A 17,681-nucleotide genomic window follows, 5' to 3' on the forward strand; every position below is an offset into this window, starting at 1 on the left:
TGATCCTTGCGTCGGCGCGTATGCCTAAGCTAGCCGCAGGCATGCATTGCCAGCGTGCCTGTGCGCAATTGGTCGAAGAGGAGAGCGCTTTCGTGCTGCATTACGCCGTCGTGTTCCTGGTGATCGCGCTGATCGCGGCGGTGCTGGGCTTCGGCGGCATCGCAGCCGACGCCGCCGGCCTGGCGAAGCTTCTGTTCTTCGTCTTCGCCGGCCTGTCGGCGGTCGCCTTCGCCCTCGGCCTGAAGCGCAAGTCCTAGGCAGCCCCGCACCCCAACAAGAGAGGACCCCGACATGAACGACATCCACCCGATCGATAGCACCCGCAGAATGGCCCAGGACGCGCTGGAGCGCGCCAGCAGCACGATGAGGGACCTGCGGTCCGGCATGTCGGACCGCGCGTCCGTCGCCCAGCGCTACGTGGGCGACTACGCGGTCGCCGGCAAGAGCTACGTCGCCGACCATCCGCTGAAGTCCGCGCTGGTCGCGGCCGCCATCGGCGCCGCCGTCGCCGGCCTCGTCATCGCCCTGCGCCACCGCCGCGAACAGAACGAACGCTACTTCTGACGCGCGCCATGGTGCATCCGATCTTCTCGGTGCTGATCACCAAGCCGGAGCTGGTGATGGAACACGCCTCGGGCTACGCGGCCCTGATGCGCGACGAAGCTTCGTCCGTCGGCAAGGAGGTCGCCAAGCGCGCCATCGCCTGGGGCGTCACGCTGTTCGCGCTGCTCGTGTTCCTGATCCTCGCCGGCGTGGCGGTCATGCTCGCCTCGATCCAGGACCGGTTCTACTGGAGCTTCGTCTTCGTGCCGGGCATCGCCCTCGCGATCGCGGTCGCGGGCTTCCTGCAAGCGCGCAAGCGCCTGCCCGAGAAGGCCTTCACCGAGCTGAAGGCGCAACTGGACGCGGATGCGGCGGCGCTGCGCGCGATCGGTGCCCGTTCATGAGCGATGCATCCGACAAGCTGGCGAAGAGCCGGCAGGCGATCCTCGAGCACGTCGCGCGGCGCCAGCGCCGGCACGATCCGCGCGAGGAATCCGCGCAGGGCTTCGCCGAAATGGACGGTTATCCGGACGAGGGCCCCCTGCCCGACCCGGGCGCGGGCTGGTTCGGGCACGTGGCGCACGCGGTGCGCACCTGGTGGCGCTACCACCCGGCGCACATGGCGGTGGACCTCGCCACGCCGATGATGCGCAGCTACGCGCGGCGCAAGCCCGTGCAGATGCTCGGCATCGCGGCGGGTCTGGGCGCCGCGCTGACGCTCGCGCGGCCCTGGCGCCTGATCTCGGTGACGACGCTGCTGGTGGCGCTGCTGAAGTCCTCGCAGCTGTCCCACCTGTTCATGGCGGCGATGTCCGCGGCCGACTACCGCAAGGACGCGAGCCGGCCCGAATGGAAGGAATGAAGGAATGAAAAAGCGGACCGGGAGGTACGGTGCGGCTTCCCGGCCCGTTCCATGGCAAGTGACGCACCAGCAAATGAACCCATAAGGAAGGGAGTTCCAGATGAACAAACAGACCCGCGCCATCGCCTTCGCGATCCTCACCGGCATGACCCTCGTGACGACCGGCTGCGCCGTCATGCGCGGCCAGACCGATGTCGGCACGTACGTGGACGACCGCACCATCACCACGGCGGTGAAGGCCAAGCTGATCGAGGACAAGCGCACCGGCGGCCTGTCGATCAACGTCGACACGCTGAACGGCGCCGTCGCCCTGTCCGGCTTTGCCAAGTCGCAGGCCGAGAAGGACGCCGCCGGCCAGATCGCCGCTTCCACCAGGGGCGTGCGCGAAGTGCGCAACAACCTGGTCGTGCGCCCGTAATCGCGGATGCATGCGGGCGGCGAGAGCCGCCCGGGAAAGGCAGGCGGCCCCCGGGGCTCGCCTGCCTTTTCGTTTCAAGGACAGGGAGGGAGAACCCATGAAGACCTTTCACTGCCAGCACTGCGGCCATCCCATCTTCTTCGAGAACGTGGAGTGCCTGCAGTGCGGCAGCGCGCTGGCATTCCTCCCCGACCGGCTGAACATGGCCGCCATCGAGAAGGTGGACGAGGATGGCCAGGAGCGCTGGCGGCCGCGCCTGCGCGGCAGGAAGGAGTCGGCGGCGCGCTATCGCCTGTGCCACAACCACACGACGCAGAACGCCTGCAACTTCGCGGTGCCGGCGAACGATCCCAATCCGCTGTGCGTCTCCTGCCGCCTCACGCGCGTGCTGCCGGACCTGTCGCAGCCGGAGAACCCCCTGCGCTGGTACCGCATGGAAGTCGCCAAGCGGCGCCTGTTCTACACGCTGGGCAAGCTGGGCCTGGCGGCCACCACGCCGCCGGACGGCCAGGCCGACGGCCCGATCTTCGAGTTCCTCGCCGACCTGCCGGGGCAGCCGGTGATGACGGGCCATGCCGCCGGCCTGATCACGCTCAACGTGGCGGAAGCCGACGATGCCGAGCGCGTGCGCCGGCGCGTCGAGATGCACGAGCCCTATCGCACGCTGCTGGGCCACTTCCGGCACGAATCCGGGCATTACTACTGGGACCGCCTGGTCGCCCAGAGCGGCCGCGCCGAGGGGTTCCGCTCGGTGTTCGGCGACGAGCGCCAGGACTATGCGCGGGCGCTGCAGGACCACTATGCGCGCGGCGGCACCCTGCCCGACTGGCAGGAGCACTTCGTGAGCGAGTACGCCACGGCCCACCCCTGGGAAGACTGGGCGGAGACCTGGGCGCACTACCTGCACATGGTCGACCTGCTGGAGACGGCCGCTTCGTACAACATGAAGCTGACCGTGCCGGGACAGGAGACCGAAATGGAGGACGTGGTGAACCCGCTCGAGACGGGCCATCCCGATTTCGACACGCTGGTGGAGCAATGGGTGCCGCTCACGCTGCTGGTGAACAGCCTGAACCGCAGCCTCGGGCAGGAGGACGCCTATCCCTTCGCGCTCTCCCCCGGCGCGCTGGAGAAGCTGCGCTTCGTGCACGACGTGATCTGCCGGACGCGCTCGAAGGCGCCGGCCGTCGACGGCCAGGAAACGCCGGCGGCCCCGGTCACCCCAGCGTAAGCTGGTTGTCCACCGAGCGCACCTCCTTCACGGATTTCGCGATCTCGGTGGCGCGGTCCCGGGCCGCGGGATCGGGCGCGCTGCCACGCAGCGTCACGTCGCCGTTGCGGCTGTGCACATCGACCTTCAACGCGCCGAAGGCGGGATTCGATGCGAGCGCCGCCTTCACCTGCTCCGAGATGAGCACATCGGGATCCCAGACGCTGGTGTCGCCGACGCCGAGCCGCACGGTCTTGTCCTTGCGGTCCACGCCGATCGCCGCCTCGGTGTCCCTCGCGCCTTCCATGCCCGGGCGGTTGATCTCCACGCTGGCCTGGTCCGGCAGCGGTTTGTTCCTGTCCCGGTCGCCGCAGGCGGCCAGCGACAGGAGCACGGCCAGGGCAGGCGCGGCGAGCGCCAGCTTGCGCACGTTCGAGTTCATGGTCGTCTCCCAACGCGTTCTTCTTCGCTGGCGACGACTCTAGGACCGCCCGCCCAGCGCGGCGGTCGGGGCGCGGAGCATGCGCCTGTAGGAAGGGGCCAGGAACGCGGTCAGGCGGACTCGTCGCCCTCCATCTCGCGCAGGATGCGATCGAGACGCTGGGACAACTGTTCGGTCGAAAGCTTCTCCCGGAAGCGTTCCACCATCAGCGGCAGGCTCATCGGACTCGGATGCCGCAGCGGCGCGAACACCAGCGTCCTGGCGCGCATGCGCCCGAGCGTCTCGCCCAGCCGCGAGATCTCCAGCTCCTGGCTCAGCACCTCGGTCTCCGCCTGGTTCAACAGCAGGTTGCCGGCGTCGTACTTGCGGAACACCTCGTAGAACAGCGCGCTGGAGGCCTGCAGCTGCCGCGTGCTCTTCGGCTGGCCCGGGTAGCCGGTGGAGATCAGGCCGGCCACGCGCGCGATCTCGCGAAAGCGCCGCTGCGCGAGCTCCGAGGAGTTGAGCGAGGCGAGCACGTCGTGCATCAGGCCGGTGGCGGTGAACACGCGCTGGCTGGTCACCGGCTCCACGTCGAAGGGCTCGGCGCTCACCAGCTCGAAGCCGTAGTCGTTGATCGAGATGCTGAAGGTGTTGGGCTTCTCGCGCGCCAGCCGCCAGGCGATCAGGCTCGCGAGGCCCAGGTGCACGTTGCGGCCGGCGAAGGGATAGAGGTAGAGGTGCTGGCCCTCGCGCGACTGGAAGGCCTCCACCAGCAGCGTCGCGGGCGTGGGGATCTTCGACAGCCGCTGCTGCGTGAGCAGCATGGGCCGCGCGGCCTCCAGCTCGGGTTCGAGGAAGTCGCCCTGGGACGCCGCCTGCATCATGTGCAGCACCGCGTCGCTGAGTTCAGTGGACAGCGCCATCTTGCTGCCCATCCAGGTCGGCACCGTGCCCTTGTTCTTCGTGGCCCTGCGCACGTAGGCCGCCATGTCGCGCACCCGCACGAATTCCAGCAGCTTGCCGGCGAAGAAGAAGTGGTCGCCGGGCTTGAGGCGCGCGATGAACCCTTCCTCCATGGTGCCGATGACGGCGCCGGTGAGGTACTTCACCTGCACCGCGGCGTCGCTCACGATGGTGCCGATGCCCAGTCGGTGCCGCTTCGCGACGCCGTTGTCCTTGACCCGGAAGACGCCCTCGTCGTCGCGCACGATGCGGTGGTATTCGGGATAGGCGCCCAGGCTTTCCCCGCCGCGTTCGCAAAAGGCGAGGGCCCAGTCGAACTCCGCGCGGCTGAGGTTGCGGTAGGACCAGGCGCCCGTGACCTCCTCGTAGAGATCGTCCGGACGGAAGCCGCCGCCCAGCGCGATCGTCACGATGTGCTGCACCAGCACGTCGAAGGGCTTCTCCGGCGGGATGCGCCGTTCCACCCGGCCCGTCTGCGCCGCCCAGCGCGCGGCCGCCGCCTCGACGATCTCCATGGTGTTGGTCGGCACCAGGGTCACGCGGCTCGGCCGGCCGGGCGCGTGGCCGCTGCGCCCGGCGCGCTGCAGCATGCGCGCCACGCCCTTGGCCGATCCCACCTGCAGCACGCGCTCCACCGGCAGGAAGTCGACGCCGAGGTCCAGCGAGGACGTCGCGACCACGGCGCGCAGCGTGCCTTCCTTGAGCCCCTGCTCCACCCATTCGCGCGTGGACTTGTCCAGGGATCCGTGGTGCAGCGCGATGTGGCCGGCCCACTCGGGACGCGCCTCCAGCAGCAGCTGGTACCAGACCTCCGCCTGCGAGCGCACGTTGGTGAAGACCAGCGTGGTGCCGGAGCGGTCGATCTCCTCCACCACCGGCATCTGCATGCCCGCGCCCAGGTGGCCGGCCCATGTGTACCGGCCCGGGTTCGGCGGCAGCAGCGTGTCGATGAGCAGCGTCTTGTCGATGCGGCCTTGCACCAGGCGAGGCGCGGGCTCCGGCGCGGGACCGCACAACACGCGCATGGCATCTTCCAGGTTGCCCAGGGTGGCGCTCAGGCCCCAGCTGACCAGCCCCGGGTGGAAGCGGCGCAGACGCGCCAGCGCGAGCTGCGCCTGCACGCCGCGCTTGCTGCCGATCAGCTCGTGCCACTCGTCGATCACGACGTATTCGACGCCCGCCAGTTCCTCGCGCGCAGGCTCGCGCGTGAGCATCAGCGTCAGCGATTCCGGCGTGGTGACCAGCACGGTGGGCATGCGCCGGTCCTGCCGCGCGCGTTCCGCGCTGGGCGTGTCGCCGGTGCGCAGGCCGATCGTCCAGTTCGGGGCCAGCTCGCGCAACGGCGCGGCCAGCGCCTTGGCCGTGTCGGAGGCGAGCGCGCGCATGGGGGTGAGCCAGACCACGCGCAACGGCTCGGCGCCGCGGCCCGGCGGATGCCGCTGCAGCAACGCATCGAGCATTCCCAGCCACACCGCATAAGTCTTGCCCGAGCCGGTGGTGGCATGCAGCATGCCGCTGCGGCCTTCCGCCACGGCCTGCCAGACTTCCTGCTGGAACAGGAAGGGCTGCCAGCCGCGCTGCTGCAGCCATTGCGTGGCATGGGGGGCGAGCTCGTGGGTGACTGCCATGCGCTAATGATTCACTGATAAATCACCTGCGGTGATTTATCAGTGGCTTGATCGGTGCGAACAGGCCCGGCAAAGCCGGATCCTGTCCGCAGGTGAGACTGCGCTGCATGTTATTCCGCGCAGTCTACGAGGCGGGCAGCTCCAAGCTGCCCGCCAGGCGAGAACCGCGTGGAATAACATGCAACGCGGTTCCCCTTGTGAGAAGGATCCGGCTTTGCCGGGCCTTCTCACACTAGCTAGACAACTCTGAAAAGTCGCTTGCGACTTTTCAGAGTTACCCTAATCTGTCGGCGGCATTGTCGCCGCAGACACCTCCATGACGGCCGCTCCCAACATCATCTTCATCGTCGCCGACGACCTCGGCTTCGCGGACCTGGGCTGCTATGGCGGGCGCGACGCGGCGTTCGGCCCGGTCTCCCCCCATCTCGACGCGCTCGCCGCCGGCGGGCTGCGCTTCACCCAGGGCTATTCGAATTCCCCGGTGTGCTCGCCCACCCGCTTCGCGCTGATGACGGGCCGCTACCAGTACCGCCTGCGCGGCGCCGCCGAGGAACCGATCAACAGCAAGAGCCGCGGCAGCCGGATCCTCGGCCTGCCGCCGGAGCATCCGACGCTGCCCTCGCTCCTGAAGGAGGCCGGTTACCGCACGGCGTTGTTCGGGAAGTGGCACCTCGGCTACCCGCCGGCCTTCGGCCCGCTGCGCTCCGGCTATGACGAGTTCTTCGGTCCCATGTCGGGCGGCGTGGACTACTTCACGCACTGCGGCTTCGACGGCGCGCACGACCTCTGGTGGGGCGAGCAGGAAAGGCGAGAGGAAGGCTACCTCACCGACCTGATCTCGAAGCGCGGCGTGGACTTCGTCGACCGCATGGCCGCCGGACGCGCGCCCTTCCTCCTGAGCCTGCACTACACGGCACCGCACTGGCCGTGGGAGACGCGCGAGGACGCGCCCCTGGCCGCGGAGGTGAAGGACAACCTGTTCCACCTGCAGGGCGGCGACATCCACACCTACCGCCGCATGATCCACCACATGGACGAAGGCATCGGCTGGGTGATGCAGGCGCTGCGCAGGCACGGCCTGGAGCGCGACACGCTGGTGGTCTTCACCAGCGACAACGGCGGCGAGCGCTTCTCCGACAACTGGCCGCTGGTCGGCGGCAAGATGGACCTCACCGAGGGCGGCATCCGCGTGCCCTGGATCGCGCACTGGCCCGCCGTGATCCGGTCCGGCGGCGTGAGTACGCAGCAGTGCATGACCATGGACTGGACCGCTTCGATCCTCGAAGCGGCCGGTGCGCAGCCCGATCCGGCCTATCCGCTCGATGGCGTGTCGCTGCTGCCGGTGCTGCGCGAGCCGTCACGCACTTTCGCGCGGCCCCTGCACTGGCGCATGAACCACCGCGGCCAGCGCGCGTTGCGCGACGGCGACTGGAAATACCTGCGGGTGGACGGCCACGACTACCTGTTCAACATCCCCGCGGACGAACGCGAGCGCGCCAACCGCGCCGGCCGCGACCCCGCGCGGCTGATGGCGATGCGCGATGCGTGGGAAACCTGGAACGAAAGCATGCCTGCCATCCCGGAAGATGCGACGGTGAGCCTGGGTTACTCGGTCAAGGACATGCCGCAAAGGTAAGCTTGCGCCCGATGTCCAAACTGTCGCGCTGGTTTCCCTTCCTCGCCTGGCCCCGTCCCGACGCTCAGCTGCTGCGGGGCGAGGCCATCGCCGCCCTCACGGTGGCCGTCGTGATGATCCCGCAGTCGGTCGCCTACGCGGGCCTGGCCGGCATGCCGCTGGTGGCGGGCCTGTATGCCACCTTCCTGCCGATGGTGGCCTCGGTGCTGTTCAGCGCATCGACGCGGCTTTCCGTCGGTCCTTCGGCCCTTTCCAGCGTGCTCGTGGGCGCTTCGCTGATCGGCATGGCCGAACCGGGAAGTTCCAGCTGGGTACTGCTGGCGGTCTGGCTCGCACTGCTGGCGGGTTTGCTGCAGCTGGCGGTCGGCCTGACGCGCTCCGCCTGGGTGCTGAACCTGGTGAGCTCCCCCGTGCTGGCCGGCTTCAGCCAGGCCGCGGCGCTCCTGATCATCGCGTCGCAGCTGCCCGCCCTGATCGGGCTGGACGGCTCGCTCGCGCAACTGCTGCACGGACCGAAGCTGGACTTCCAGGCGATGGCCTACGGCATCGCCTGCCTCGTGGTGTTCATCGTGGCCAAGCGCGTCGCGCCGCGGCTGCCGATCATGCTGATCGCGCTGGTGGCCACCGGCCTGCTCGCCTGGTTCAGCGGCTACTCGCGCGCGGGCGCGGTCGTGGGACCGCTGCCGCAGGGACTGCCCGCCTTCTATTGGCCGGCCTGGCCCGGCTGGGACCAGTTCTCCTCGCTGATCGCACCGGCGCTGGTGCTCACGCTGGTGAGTTCGCTGGAAATGGCCGCCAGCGCCAAGATCGAGAACCAGCGCGAGGGCCGCCGCTGGGACGCGAGCCAGGACCTCGTCGGCCAGGGCGTGGGCAAGCTCGCCGCGGCCTTCTCCGGCGCCTTCGCCACCAGCACCTCGTTCTCGCGCTCGGCGCTCACGCTCTACTCCGGCGCCCGCACGGGCTGGGCGACGGTGATCGCCACGGCGTTCGTGCTGCCCGTGCTGCTGTTCCTCACGCCGGCCCTGTCGCACGTGCCGAAGGCGGTGCTGGCCGCCGTGGTGGTCGCGGCCGTCGCGAGCCTGTTCAAGCCGCGGACCTTCCGCGAGCTGTGGCGCATCGACCGCGTGGAGGCGGTCACGGCGGTCACCACCTTCGCGGTCACGATCCTGTCGGCGCCGCGCATCTACTGGGGCGTGCTCACCGGCGTGGTGATCGGCCTGGCGCACTTCCTGTACCTGCGGCTGCATCCGCGCATCATCGAAGTGGGCCTGCATCCGGACGGCAGCCTGCGCGACCGCCACCTGTGGCATCTCGCGCCGCTGGCGCCGCAGCTCTATGCGCTGCGCATGGACGCCGAACTGGACTTCGCCTCCGCCACCGCGATGGAACGCGCGATCGTGGAGCACCTCGCGGCGCACCCCGAAGTGCGCCACGTGTGCCTGTTCGCGCAGCCCATCAACCGGGTGGACGCCACCGGCGTCGAGATGTTCGCGCAGCTGCGCAAGCTGCTCGCGGAGCGCGGCATCACGCTGCACATCAGCGGCATCAAGCTGCCGGTGGAACGCGTGCTGGAGAAGGCGGGCACCCTGAAGGATGGCCCGCTGCTGAAGATGTACCGCACCGATACCGAAGCCCTGCTCGCCTTCGGGCGGCTGTCCGCCTGAAGCGGCGTCCCGCGGCTCACTTGGCCCGCGGGCGCTTCAGGTCCTTGCCCGGAGAAACGAGCTCGCCCTTGCGCAGGGCGCCGATCGCCTCGGCCAGGGCACGCGCCGCATTGCGCGTCTCCTCCTGCACGGCCTCGTCGCGGTCCAGCGCCTCGTGGCTGGTGGCGTAGGGTTCGTAGTAGCCGATGTAGCGGTCCAGGCGCGCGGTCGGCCCGGCGTCGACGAGGCCCATCCAGTCGAGCCAGTCGGTCAGGATGCGGCGGTTGCCTTCGATGCCGGCGACGTCGCCGTGCACCACCACGCCGTAGGTCCGCCCTGCCAGGTGCTGCGGGTAGTCCCAGCCCGCGAGCTCCACCTCCTTCGCCTTGTCCGCATCCTTGCCGGCGGTGCGCGTGGGATCGGGATTGCCGCCGTCGGCGCACACCAGGCGGTCCATCATCAGCTTGAGCGGGCTCGGCATCGCGTACCAGTGCGTCGGCGTCACCAGCAGGATCCCGTGCGCCGACACCCAGCGCTCGTAGAGCTCGTTCATCCAGTCGTTGACCTGCGAAAGTTCGTGGTTCGGGTAGCAGCTGCAGGGCCAGTGGCACAGGGGCATCGCGGTGGACACGCAGCCCTTGCACGGATGGATGCGCAGGTCATAGTCGGAGGTGAGCCGGCTCAGGTCGAGCAGGTCGACCGTCACGCCGCCCTGCTCCAGCACCTCCTGCGCGACCTTCGCAAGGCGGAAGGTCTTGGACATCTCGCCGGGGCAACTGCCGTCGTTGCGCGGCGCGCCGCAGACCACGAGCGCGCGCGACGGCGTGGCGGGATCTTCCCAGCGCTTCTGCGCCGCGATCAGGCGGTTTCGCGCCTCGTACCACTCCACCGACAGGTCGTAGTCGGGGTCCTGGAATTCGGGACCGGCCTTGCGCGTGACGGGCGCCTTGCGGGCCTTGCAATAGCCGTCCCAGGCGATCTCCTCCAGCCGTTCGATGGCCGGGTCCTCGCCGCGGAAGGCGGGGTCGTAGAAGCGCGCGCGGAAGCGCTCGGAGAATGCCGCGCGCGTCATCGCGCCCGGATACTGGCCCTTGCGGACCTGCCCTTCCTTCGTATCGCCAGCCATGGGAACTCCTCGGCAGAAGTATCAAGGCTAGCGGGATTCGCGCGGCCGCGGGTGACGTCGTTGCTCGGCCGTGCGACGCCGCCAGAGCAGCAGGTAGACGACCGCATTGAAGGCGACGAGCGCAGTCCCCAGCGTCCACTGCAGGTTGCGCGTGAGCGCCGCCGGATAGAGCACCGGCAGCAGGTAATGCTCGATGAAGCCGCCGCTGTAGCCGGCCTCGCCGCTGGCCGCGCGCAGCGCGTTCTCCAGCGGCGTCAGCGGGCAGGTCCAGCCGTTGAATTCCACCAGTACCGCCCAGGCCAGCACCGGCAGGTGCAGGAACACGATCCAGCGCCAGCGAAACGCGAGCAGCGCACCGGCCACCGCGAACACGACGAACGCCAGGTGGAAGACCACCAGCGCATCGGCAAGCACGCGGTGGATCACGGCCGCCTCAGGCGCTCACGATCCAGCCTTCCAGCGGATCGATGTCCTCGGGCAGCCCGTAGCGCGGCGCGCCGTGCTGCGCGGACCACGCGGCCTGCACCAGGCACAGCACCGCGTCGAGGCTGTCGCCGCTCGGGTCCTCGGCCAGCGCGTCGCGCTGCGCGTGCGTGAGCTTCAGCCGCAGGCCCAGGCGCGTGCGGCCCTGCTCCAGCGCCGTGATCAGGTCCTTGCGCGCGATCAGGCGGTCGGCCGTCTGCTTCGCCTTCGCGTCGCTCTTGTAGCTGCGCCGGCCGATCAGCTCGCGTGCGAGCAGGCCCGGATAGGCTTCCAGCGCGACACGCTGCGCGTCGCCTTCGTGCAGCCCCGGGATGTGCGCGCCGGCGTCCAGCAGCAGCGGCACCGCCGCGTGCAGCATGTACGCCACGGGCGGGTTGACCCATTTCATCGAGGGGCTGGAACCGGCGAGCTTGTCGAAACGGCGATGCGCGAACTTCTGGCCCGCGGGACGCGAAGCGCAGTAGGCCGCGAAGGTGTCGCGGATCTGCGGCCGCGTGAGGCTGGCGTAGTGGCGCATGCACTCGCGCCAGTCGGTCGGCCAGCCGAGATGCTCCACCAGCGCGCGCGGCAGGCCGAAGGGGAAGTCGAAGCCGCCGATCCAGGCATGCGGCTGGCGCAGCCACTCGGCGAAGGCCGGCAGCGATTCGATCTTCTCCAGGCGCGTGAGCTGCACCCGCCCGCCCGCCGCGGTGCCGAGCGCGAGCAGGATCGGCTTGCGCCGCGTGGGCGTGCTGGAGAAGTCGCAGCCGAGGAGGAGCATGCCGCTAGCCTAACGCCAGCGCCATCACGCCGGCCGCGATGAAGCCCGCGCCAAGCAGCCGCAGCCCGCGATCGCCTTCCCCCAGCAACTGCCCCCCGATCAGCGCCGCGAACAGCATCGAGACCTCGCGCGCCGGCGCCACGTGCGACAGCGGCGCCGTCTGCATCGCATAGAGCACCAGCACGTACGACACCGGGCTGATGATGCCCACGTACAGCGCGTACTTCCACTGCGCACGCCACAGCGTGCGCGCCTCCGGCAGGTTGCGCAGCACCGGCGGCGCGACGACGAACAGGCGCAGCAGGCCGCCGACGTAGTCGACGAGGATGGGAGAGATCAGCAGCACCTTCACCGCGTAGCCGTCGACCACGGTGTAGCCGGCGATGAACGCGCCGCTCAGCACGCCGTAGAACATGCCCTTGCGGATGCGCTGGTGCGTTTCCGCGTCGTGGCTGCGGCGCCAGAGCCCCGGCCCGCCCGCGACCAGGAACACCCCGCCGACCACGCCGGCGATGCCCGCCGCGCCGAGCGCCGTGAGCTGCTCGCCCAGCAGCACGATGGCCGCCATCGACGACAGCAGCGGCCCCGAACCGCGCGCGAGCGGATAGACCACGGTGAGATCCGCCTTGCGGTAGCCGCGCAGCAGGAAGAGGTAGTAGCCGCAGTGCAGCACCGCGCTGGCCGCGAGCAGCAGCCATTCGCGCGCGCCCCAGGCCGGCACGTCGCGCCAGGCCAGCCACAGGCCCAGCGGCGCCCAGGCGATCGCGTTGACGAGAGTCGTGAACGCAGCGAAACGGATGTCGCCGCCTGCCTTCTTGGCGGCGATGTTCCAGCTGGCGTGGATCAGTCCGGCGAGGAGGACGAAGGCCAGCGCGCCGGCGGGCATTCAGACCCGGCCGCAGATCGCGGCCGTGGCCATCAGGTCTTCCAGCAGCGCGAGCGAGACCTTGCCGGACACCGAATACGGGTCGAGTTCCGGCTTCTCCGAGTACTTCAGCAGGATCGTGTGATTGAGCTTGGAGACGTTGACCTGGCCCATGCTCCAGCCGCCGAAGCGCCGCTCGAGGATCTCCTCGTAGTGCAGCAGCGCGACGTCCTTGTGGCGCGGGTCCTTCTGGATCGTGCCGAACAGCTCGCTCACCTGCAGGCGGCCGCCCTCGATCGCCTGCAGGAAGATGCCGCCGCCGTAGCAGAGGATGCCCGTGATGCCGCTCACCGGGTTGTGCTGGCGCGCCTTGTCGAGGATGGCTTCCACCGCCTGCGGGCTGGTGTCGACGGCGCGGCTGCAATAGAGGAGGCGGACGAGCATGCTCAATCCTTTTGGGGGATCAGGGCCAGGAATTCGCGGCGCAGGGCGGCGTCCTTGAGGAAGGCGCCGCGCATCACCGAGTTGATCATCTTGCTGTCCAGGTCCTTCACGCCGCGCCAGGCCATGCAGTAGTGGCGCGCCTCCATCACGATGGCCAGGCCATCGGGCTGGGTCTTCTCCATGATCAGGTCGGCCAGTTGCACCACCGCCTCTTCCTGGATCTGGGGCCGGCCCATGATCCATTCGGCGAGGCGCGCGTACTTCGACAGGCCGATCACGTTGGTGTGCTCGTTGGGCATCACGCCGACCCACAGCTTGCCGATCACCGGGCACAGGTGGTGGCTGCAGGCCGAACGCACCGTGATCGGGCCGACGATCATCAGCTCGTTCAGGTGTTCGGCATTCGGGAATTCGGTGATGGTCGGCGCCTTGACGTAGCGGCCGCGGAAGACCTCGCCGAGGTACATCTTGGCCACGCGGCGCGCCGTGTCGCTGGTGTTGTGGTCGTTGCTGGTGTCGATCACCATGCTGTCCAGCACGCCCTGCATCTTGACTTCCACCTCGTCCAGCAGCGCCTCCAGCTCGCCGGGCTGGAGATAGTCGGCGATGTTGTCGTTGGAATGGAAACGCTTGCGGGCCGCCAGGAGGCGCTCGCGGATGCGCACCGACACCGGCGTGCCCTCGTCGGAAGGCGCGGGGGTGAGCTGGCTGGACGGGTCGGCTTTCATGAGCATCGGGGACTGTAACACCGGGGCTGGAAACCTTGTCATGGCGGGCTTGACCCGCCATCCATGGATCCCGGGGCCTGCCCCGGACTCGATCCGGGGTCAAGCCCGGGATGACAAAGCGAGCAGCGCCTCCAGGTCCTGCAGGGTGTTCGCCTCGTGCAGGGGCTTGTCGTGGCGGATGCGCAGCATGCGGGGAAAGCGCACCGCGATCCCGCTGCGGTGGCGGCCGCTGCGGTTGATGCCCTCGAAGCCCAGCTCGAACACCAGGCTGGGCTTGACGCTGCGCACCGGTCCGAATTTCTCGATGGTGTGGCGGCGGATGACGGCATCGACCTGCCGGAACTCCTCGTCGGTGAGGCCCGAATAGGCCTTGGCGAAGGGCACCAGCTGCAGGGTATCGGGCCGCGGCGGCTCCTTGCGCGCGATCGCCTCCAGCACCGCGTCGGCCTCCTCCCGGCTGGCGGGCGGCCGGTTCCACACCGCGAAGGTGTAGTCGGTGTAGACCGAGGAGCGGCGGCCATGCCCCGGCTGCGCGTAGACCAGCACGCAGTCGATCGTCATCGGGGCTATCTTCCACTTCCACCACAGGCCGTCGGCCTTGGTGCGGCCGGTGCCGTAGGCGGCGTCGAGCCGCTTGAGCATGAAACCCTCGACCCCGCGCTCGCGCGACTGCTCGCGCTTGCGGGCGAAGTCCAGCCAGGACTCCGCCGTCTCCACCGGCGACAGGTGGAAGCGCGTGCCGGCGAGCAGCGCCTCCAGCCGCGCGCGGCGCTCGTGCTGCGGCCGCTCGCGCAGGTCCTGCCCGTCCTGTTCCAGCAGGTCGTAGGCGATGAAACCCACCGGCGCATCGGCCAGGATCTTCTTCGTGAGGTTCTTGCGGCCGATGCGCTGCTGCAGCAGGGCGAAGGGCGCGGGGCCTTCTTCCTTCCACACCACGATCTCGCCATCGAGCACCGTGCCGTCCGGCAGTTCCTGCGCGAGCGCCTCGAGCTCGGGGAAGCGCTCCGTCACCAGCTCCTCGCCGCGCGACCAGACCCACACCCTGGCGCCGCGGCGGATCACCTGGCCGCGGATGCCGTCGTACTTCCACTCCACCAGCCAGTCCTGCACCGGGCCCAGGCGCCCGGAGAACAGCTCCGGCGGCAGGTCCAGCTGGTGCGCGAGGAAGAAGGGATAGGGCTGGCCCGCGTCGCGCTGTTCCGGCACGCCCTCTTCCGCCTTCGCGACCAGGGCCTCGTAGCGCTCGGGCGAAGGCAGGACCTTGCCGTCGGTGTAGCCCATCATGCGCTGCGCGACGCGCTTGGCATCGATGCCCGCATGCGTGGCCAGGGCGCGCTGCACCAGCAGCTTGCTCACGCCGACGCGAAAGCCCCCGCCCACCAGCTTGATCAGGAGGAAGCGGCCCAGCGTGTCGAGCTCCGTCCAGTACTGCGCCACGCGCTGCGCGACTTCCTCGTCCGGCATGCCCCGCAGCGGCAGCAGGCGGTCCTCCACCCACTCCGCCAGCCCGACGTCGGAAGGCTCGTCGCCGCGCGGCAGCACCAGCGCGATCGTCTCCGCGAGGTCGCCGACCGACTGGTAGCACTCGCCGAACAGCCAGTCGTCGATCTGCGCCATGCGGCAGGCCAGGCCCACCAGCGAAGCGGTCTTCACCACCTGCCGCGGCTTGCCGCCGGCGAGGAAGTACACCGCCCAGGCAGCATCGCGCGGCGGCGCCTCGTCGAAATAGCGCGTGAGCGCCTCCACCTTCTCGTTGGTGGAGGTGGTGGCGTCCAGCTCGCTGAACAGACGCGAGAAGCGCTTCATGGTCAGCGGAAGTAGCCGCGCGTGATCATCAGTCCGAACAGGGCCATCACACCGAGGAAGGCGGGCCAGCCGAGCGCGAACCAGATGGCGAAGGTGCGGTGGAAGCGTGCATCGAGCTCGCCGACGGTGCGCGCCTGCACGGCCGCATTGCGCAGCCGGATCTGCAGCGCCACCACCGGCAGCCAGCATGCGCCGACGAACACGTACAGGCCCAGCACCCAGCCAAGCCATGGATCCGGCCACGTCCCTCCCGCCATCCGCCAGAGGAACCAGCCCGTGACCGGCTGCAGCACCGCGGCGGTCGCCGTGAAGATCGCGTCGGCGATGACGGTCAACCGCAGCACGCCGCGGATCAGGCCGATGTCGCCTTCCTGCATGCCGCGGCGATAGCCGAACCAGGCGAAGAAGGCGATGCCCAGGCCGGTCCCGAACAGCACGGTCGCGCCGACCAGGTGCAGCCACTTGAGCACGAGGTAGCTCACGCGGCCGCCTCCTGCCCCGCCTGCAGGTCCGCCTCGACCACGTCGTCGCCGTACTCGGTGTCGAAGGACTCCGCCTGCAGTCCGCGCTCGCGCAGGTAGCGCACCATCACCGCGGCGCTGCCGTGCGTGACGATCACGCGCGATGCCTGCGTGGCGGCGATCGCCTCCAGCAGGCCCGGCCAGTCCGCGTGGTCCGACAGCACGAAGCCGCGGTCGTAGCCGCCGCGGCGCCGGTTGCCGCGCACCTGCATCCAGCCGCTCGCGAAGGCGGTCTGCGCATCGCCGAAGCGGCGCATCCACGGACTCGCCGCGGCACTCGGCGGGCAGACCACGAGGCAGCGGCGCAGGTCCGCCTTGTCCTGCACCTCGGTGACCATGCGCGTGTCCGGCAGCGCCACGCCGGCCGCGCGATAGGCGTCGTTGAGCGGCCGCACGGCGCCGTGCACGATGATCGGGCCGATCGACGGGTCGACCCCCGCCAGCACGCGCTGCGCCTTGCCGAAGCTGTAGCAGCACAGCACGCTCGCGCGGCCGTGCGAGGCATTGCGCGTCCACCAGGCGTTGATGTCGCCGAACACGTCCTCGTCGGGACACCAGCGGTAGATCGGCAGGCCGAAGGTCGACTCGGTGATGAACACGTCGCAGCGCACCGGCTCGAAGGGCGTGCAGGTCGGATCCGGCACCACCTTGTAGTCGCCGCTCGCCACCCAGACCCGCCCGCCATGTTCCAGCCGCACCTGCGCCGAACCCAGCACATGGCCGGCCGGATGCAGCGAGACCTTCACGCCGTGGTGTTCCACGGTCTCTCCGTACGGCAGCATCTGCAGTGGGATGTCGCCGAGCCGCGACCGCAGCACGCCTTCGGCCGGCGCGGCGGCCAGGTAGTGGCCGTTGCCGGAGCGCGCATGGTCCGAGTGCGCATGGGTGATCACGGCGCGGGCGACCGGCCGCCACGGGTCGATGTAGAAGTCGCCGGGCGGGCAGTACAGGCCTTCGGGCCGCTGCACGATCAGGTCGCCGTTCACAGGTACTTTTTTCCCTGGATCACCAGCAGCAGGCGCATGACGACGAGGGCGAGCCACTCCTTGGCGCGCGTCGCGCGCGAGCGGCTCTCGTAGGCGGATGCATCCATGCGGCGGCCTTCGTGCTGCAGGGCGCGCAGCAGGCGCTGGCGCAGGCGTTGCGCGAAGGCGGCATCCTCCACGATCAGGTTGGCCTCGCGCGCGAGCAGCAGCGACAGCGGGTCGAGATTCGACGAGCCCACCGTCGCCCAGTGCCCGTCGACCACGGCCACCTTGGCGTGCAGGAAGCTCGGCTCGTATTCGACGATCTGCACGCCGGCCCGCAGCAGCGCGCCGAACACCGGGCGCGCGGCGTAGTACTGCATGAAGTATTCGTAGCGGCCCTGCAGCAACAGGTTGACGCTCACGCCGCGGCGCGCGGCGTTGACCAGTGCGCGCCGCATGCGTCCGCCCGGAACGAAGTACGCGTTGGCGATGATGATCTCGCCGTGCGCGCGGCCGATCGCGCGCAGGTAGGCGCGTTCGATCTCGGTGCGGTGCCGCAGGTTGTCGCGCATCAGCAGCGCCGCCTTGGCGCGCGGCAGGCCGTGGCTGGGGAGCGGGACCTGCGGCAGCGCGGCGCGCGTGCCGGACGCGCG

General features: G+C 69.6%; 20 protein-coding genes. 8 read left to right on the plus strand and 12 right to left on the minus strand.

Annotated features, from left to right (window positions below):
- Positions 1–92: 92 nt before the first annotated feature.
- From VF522_RS09830 to VF522_RS09855, 6 genes are all read left to right on the plus strand, one after another.
- Complete coding sequence (locus VF522_RS09830) at positions 93–257, plus strand: DUF1328 domain-containing protein (protein WP_330908073.1); 165 nt, start codon at positions 93–95, stop codon at positions 255–257.
- A gap of 34 nt (positions 258–291) precedes the next feature.
- On the plus strand, positions 292–564 hold the full coding sequence (locus VF522_RS09835) for a hypothetical protein (RefSeq protein WP_330908074.1): 273 nt from the start codon (positions 292–294) through the stop codon (positions 562–564).
- 8 nt (positions 565–572) lie between these two features.
- On the plus strand, positions 573–947 hold the full coding sequence (locus VF522_RS09840; protein WP_330908075.1) for a hypothetical protein: 375 nt from the start codon (positions 573–575) through the stop codon (positions 945–947).
- Positions 944–1,405 (plus strand): hypothetical protein, encoded by a 462-nt coding sequence (locus VF522_RS09845; RefSeq protein ID WP_330908076.1) that lies wholly within the window; start codon positions 944–946, stop codon positions 1,403–1,405. The genes VF522_RS09840 and VF522_RS09845 overlap by 4 nt, the downstream gene beginning before the upstream one ends.
- 100 nt (positions 1,406–1,505) lie before the next feature.
- Positions 1,506–1,823 (plus strand): BON domain-containing protein, encoded by a 318-nt coding sequence (locus VF522_RS09850; RefSeq protein ID WP_330908077.1) that lies wholly within the window; start codon positions 1,506–1,508, stop codon positions 1,821–1,823.
- Between the two features lie 97 nt (positions 1,824–1,920).
- Positions 1,921–3,054, plus strand: coding sequence for a putative zinc-binding peptidase (locus tag VF522_RS09855; protein WP_330908078.1), 1,134 nt, complete (start codon positions 1,921–1,923; stop codon positions 3,052–3,054).
- On the opposite strand, the gene VF522_RS09860 is transcribed toward VF522_RS09855, so the two are convergent.
- Both VF522_RS09860 and VF522_RS09865 read right to left on the minus strand, forming a co-directional pair.
- Positions 3,041–3,475, minus strand: coding sequence for a BON domain-containing protein (locus VF522_RS09860; RefSeq protein WP_330908079.1), 435 nt, complete (start codon positions 3,473–3,475; stop codon positions 3,041–3,043). The two genes, VF522_RS09855 and VF522_RS09860, sit on opposite strands and share 14 nt — an antisense overlap.
- 110 nt (positions 3,476–3,585) lie before the next feature.
- Positions 3,586–6,048, minus strand: a complete 2,463-nt coding sequence (locus VF522_RS09865; protein ID WP_330908080.1) for a ligase-associated DNA damage response DEXH box helicase — start codon at positions 6,046–6,048, stop codon at positions 3,586–3,588.
- Between the two features lie 316 nt (positions 6,049–6,364).
- Here VF522_RS09865 and VF522_RS09870 point away from each other — a divergent pair, with 316 nt between their 5' ends.
- Both VF522_RS09870 and VF522_RS09875 read left to right on the plus strand, forming a co-directional pair.
- Positions 6,365–7,684, plus strand: coding sequence for a sulfatase family protein (locus VF522_RS09870; RefSeq protein WP_330908081.1), 1,320 nt, complete (start codon positions 6,365–6,367; stop codon positions 7,682–7,684).
- Positions 7,685–7,695: 11 nt separating this feature from the next.
- Positions 7,696–9,348, plus strand: a complete 1,653-nt coding sequence (locus VF522_RS09875) for a SulP family inorganic anion transporter (protein ID WP_330908082.1) — start codon at positions 7,696–7,698, stop codon at positions 9,346–9,348.
- A 16-nt stretch (positions 9,349–9,364) separates the two neighbouring features.
- Here VF522_RS09875 and VF522_RS09880 read toward each other — a convergent pair whose 3' ends face one another.
- The 10 genes from VF522_RS09880 to VF522_RS09925 form a co-directional block, all read right to left on the minus strand.
- Positions 9,365–10,453, minus strand: a complete 1,089-nt coding sequence (locus VF522_RS09880) for a flavodoxin family protein (RefSeq protein WP_330908083.1) — start codon at positions 10,451–10,453, stop codon at positions 9,365–9,367.
- A 27-nt stretch (positions 10,454–10,480) separates the two neighbouring features.
- Complete coding sequence (locus VF522_RS09885) at positions 10,481–10,879, minus strand: DUF2784 domain-containing protein (RefSeq protein WP_330908084.1); 399 nt, start codon at positions 10,877–10,879, stop codon at positions 10,481–10,483.
- Positions 10,880–10,886: 7 nt separating this feature from the next.
- Positions 10,887–11,696 carry a DUF429 domain-containing protein gene (locus VF522_RS09890; RefSeq protein WP_330908085.1) on the minus strand — a complete coding sequence of 270 codons (810 nt, stop codon included), beginning with the start codon at positions 11,694–11,696 and terminating at the stop codon, positions 10,887–10,889.
- Positions 11,697–11,700: 4 nt separating this feature from the next.
- Positions 11,701–12,582 (minus strand): DMT family transporter, encoded by an 882-nt coding sequence (locus VF522_RS09895; protein WP_330908086.1) that lies wholly within the window; start codon positions 12,580–12,582, stop codon positions 11,701–11,703.
- Entirely contained in the window at positions 12,583–13,005 is a 423-nt protein-coding gene (locus tag VF522_RS09900; protein ID WP_330908087.1) for a BLUF domain-containing protein, read from the minus strand.
- Between the two features lie 2 nt (positions 13,006–13,007).
- Positions 13,008–13,739: a GTP cyclohydrolase I gene (gene folE, locus VF522_RS09905; RefSeq protein ID WP_414709488.1), complete on the minus strand. Its 732-nt coding sequence runs from the start codon at positions 13,737–13,739 to the stop codon at positions 13,008–13,010.
- A 93-nt stretch (positions 13,740–13,832) separates the two neighbouring features.
- On the minus strand, positions 13,833–15,539 hold the full coding sequence (locus VF522_RS09910; RefSeq protein ID WP_330908089.1) for an ATP-dependent DNA ligase: 1,707 nt from the start codon (positions 15,537–15,539) through the stop codon (positions 13,833–13,835).
- A 2-nt stretch (positions 15,540–15,541) separates the two neighbouring features.
- Positions 15,542–16,021 carry a DUF2269 domain-containing protein gene (locus VF522_RS09915; protein WP_330908090.1) on the minus strand — a complete coding sequence of 160 codons (480 nt, stop codon included), beginning with the start codon at positions 16,019–16,021 and terminating at the stop codon, positions 15,542–15,544.
- Positions 16,018–17,046 carry a ligase-associated DNA damage response exonuclease gene (locus VF522_RS09920; RefSeq protein ID WP_330908091.1) on the minus strand — a complete coding sequence of 343 codons (1,029 nt, stop codon included), beginning with the start codon at positions 17,044–17,046 and terminating at the stop codon, positions 16,018–16,020. The genes VF522_RS09915 and VF522_RS09920 overlap by 4 nt, the downstream gene beginning before the upstream one ends.
- On the minus strand, positions 17,043–17,681 hold a 639-nt coding region (locus VF522_RS09925; protein WP_330908092.1), incomplete at its 5' end, for a phospholipase D-like domain-containing protein. The genes VF522_RS09920 and VF522_RS09925, both read right to left, overlap by 4 nt.

Source organism: Ramlibacter sp., from assembly GCF_036383835.1.
Classification (GTDB): Bacteria; Pseudomonadota; Gammaproteobacteria; order Burkholderiales; family Burkholderiaceae_C; genus Ramlibacter.

Coding starts and splice junctions, on each gene's coding strand:
- VF522_RS09890 (WP_330908085.1), bottom strand. CDS start 11,696: ATGCTCCTCCTCGGCTGCGACTTCTCCAGCACGCCCACGCGGCGCAAG.
- VF522_RS09895 (WP_330908086.1), bottom strand. CDS start 12,582: ATGCCCGCCGGCGCGCTGGCCTTCGTCCTCCTCGCCGGACTGATCCAC.
- VF522_RS09900 (WP_330908087.1), bottom strand. CDS start 13,005: ATGCTCGTCCGCCTCCTCTATTGCAGCCGCGCCGTCGACACCAGCCCG.
- VF522_RS09910 (WP_330908089.1), bottom strand. CDS start 15,539: ATGAAGCGCTTCTCGCGTCTGTTCAGCGAGCTGGACGCCACCACCTCC.
- VF522_RS09835 (WP_330908074.1), top strand. CDS start 292: ATGAACGACATCCACCCGATCGATAGCACCCGCAGAATGGCCCAGGAC.
- VF522_RS09840 (WP_330908075.1), top strand. CDS start 573: ATGGTGCATCCGATCTTCTCGGTGCTGATCACCAAGCCGGAGCTGGTG.
- VF522_RS09870 (WP_330908081.1), top strand. CDS start 6,365: ATGACGGCCGCTCCCAACATCATCTTCATCGTCGCCGACGACCTCGGC.
- VF522_RS09845 (WP_330908076.1), top strand. CDS start 944: ATGAGCGATGCATCCGACAAGCTGGCGAAGAGCCGGCAGGCGATCCTC.
- VF522_RS09855 (WP_330908078.1), top strand. CDS start 1,921: ATGAAGACCTTTCACTGCCAGCACTGCGGCCATCCCATCTTCTTCGAG.
- VF522_RS09875 (WP_330908082.1), top strand. CDS start 7,696: ATGTCCAAACTGTCGCGCTGGTTTCCCTTCCTCGCCTGGCCCCGTCCC.
- folE (WP_414709488.1), bottom strand. CDS start 13,739: ATGCTCATGAAAGCCGACCCGTCCAGCCAGCTCACCCCCGCGCCTTCC.
- VF522_RS09865 (WP_330908080.1), bottom strand. CDS start 6,048: ATGGCAGTCACCCACGAGCTCGCCCCCCATGCCACGCAATGGCTGCAG.
- VF522_RS09880 (WP_330908083.1), bottom strand. CDS start 10,453: ATGGCTGGCGATACGAAGGAAGGGCAGGTCCGCAAGGGCCAGTATCCG.
- VF522_RS09850 (WP_330908077.1), top strand. CDS start 1,506: ATGAACAAACAGACCCGCGCCATCGCCTTCGCGATCCTCACCGGCATG.
- VF522_RS09860 (WP_330908079.1), bottom strand. CDS start 3,475: ATGAACTCGAACGTGCGCAAGCTGGCGCTCGCCGCGCCTGCCCTGGCC.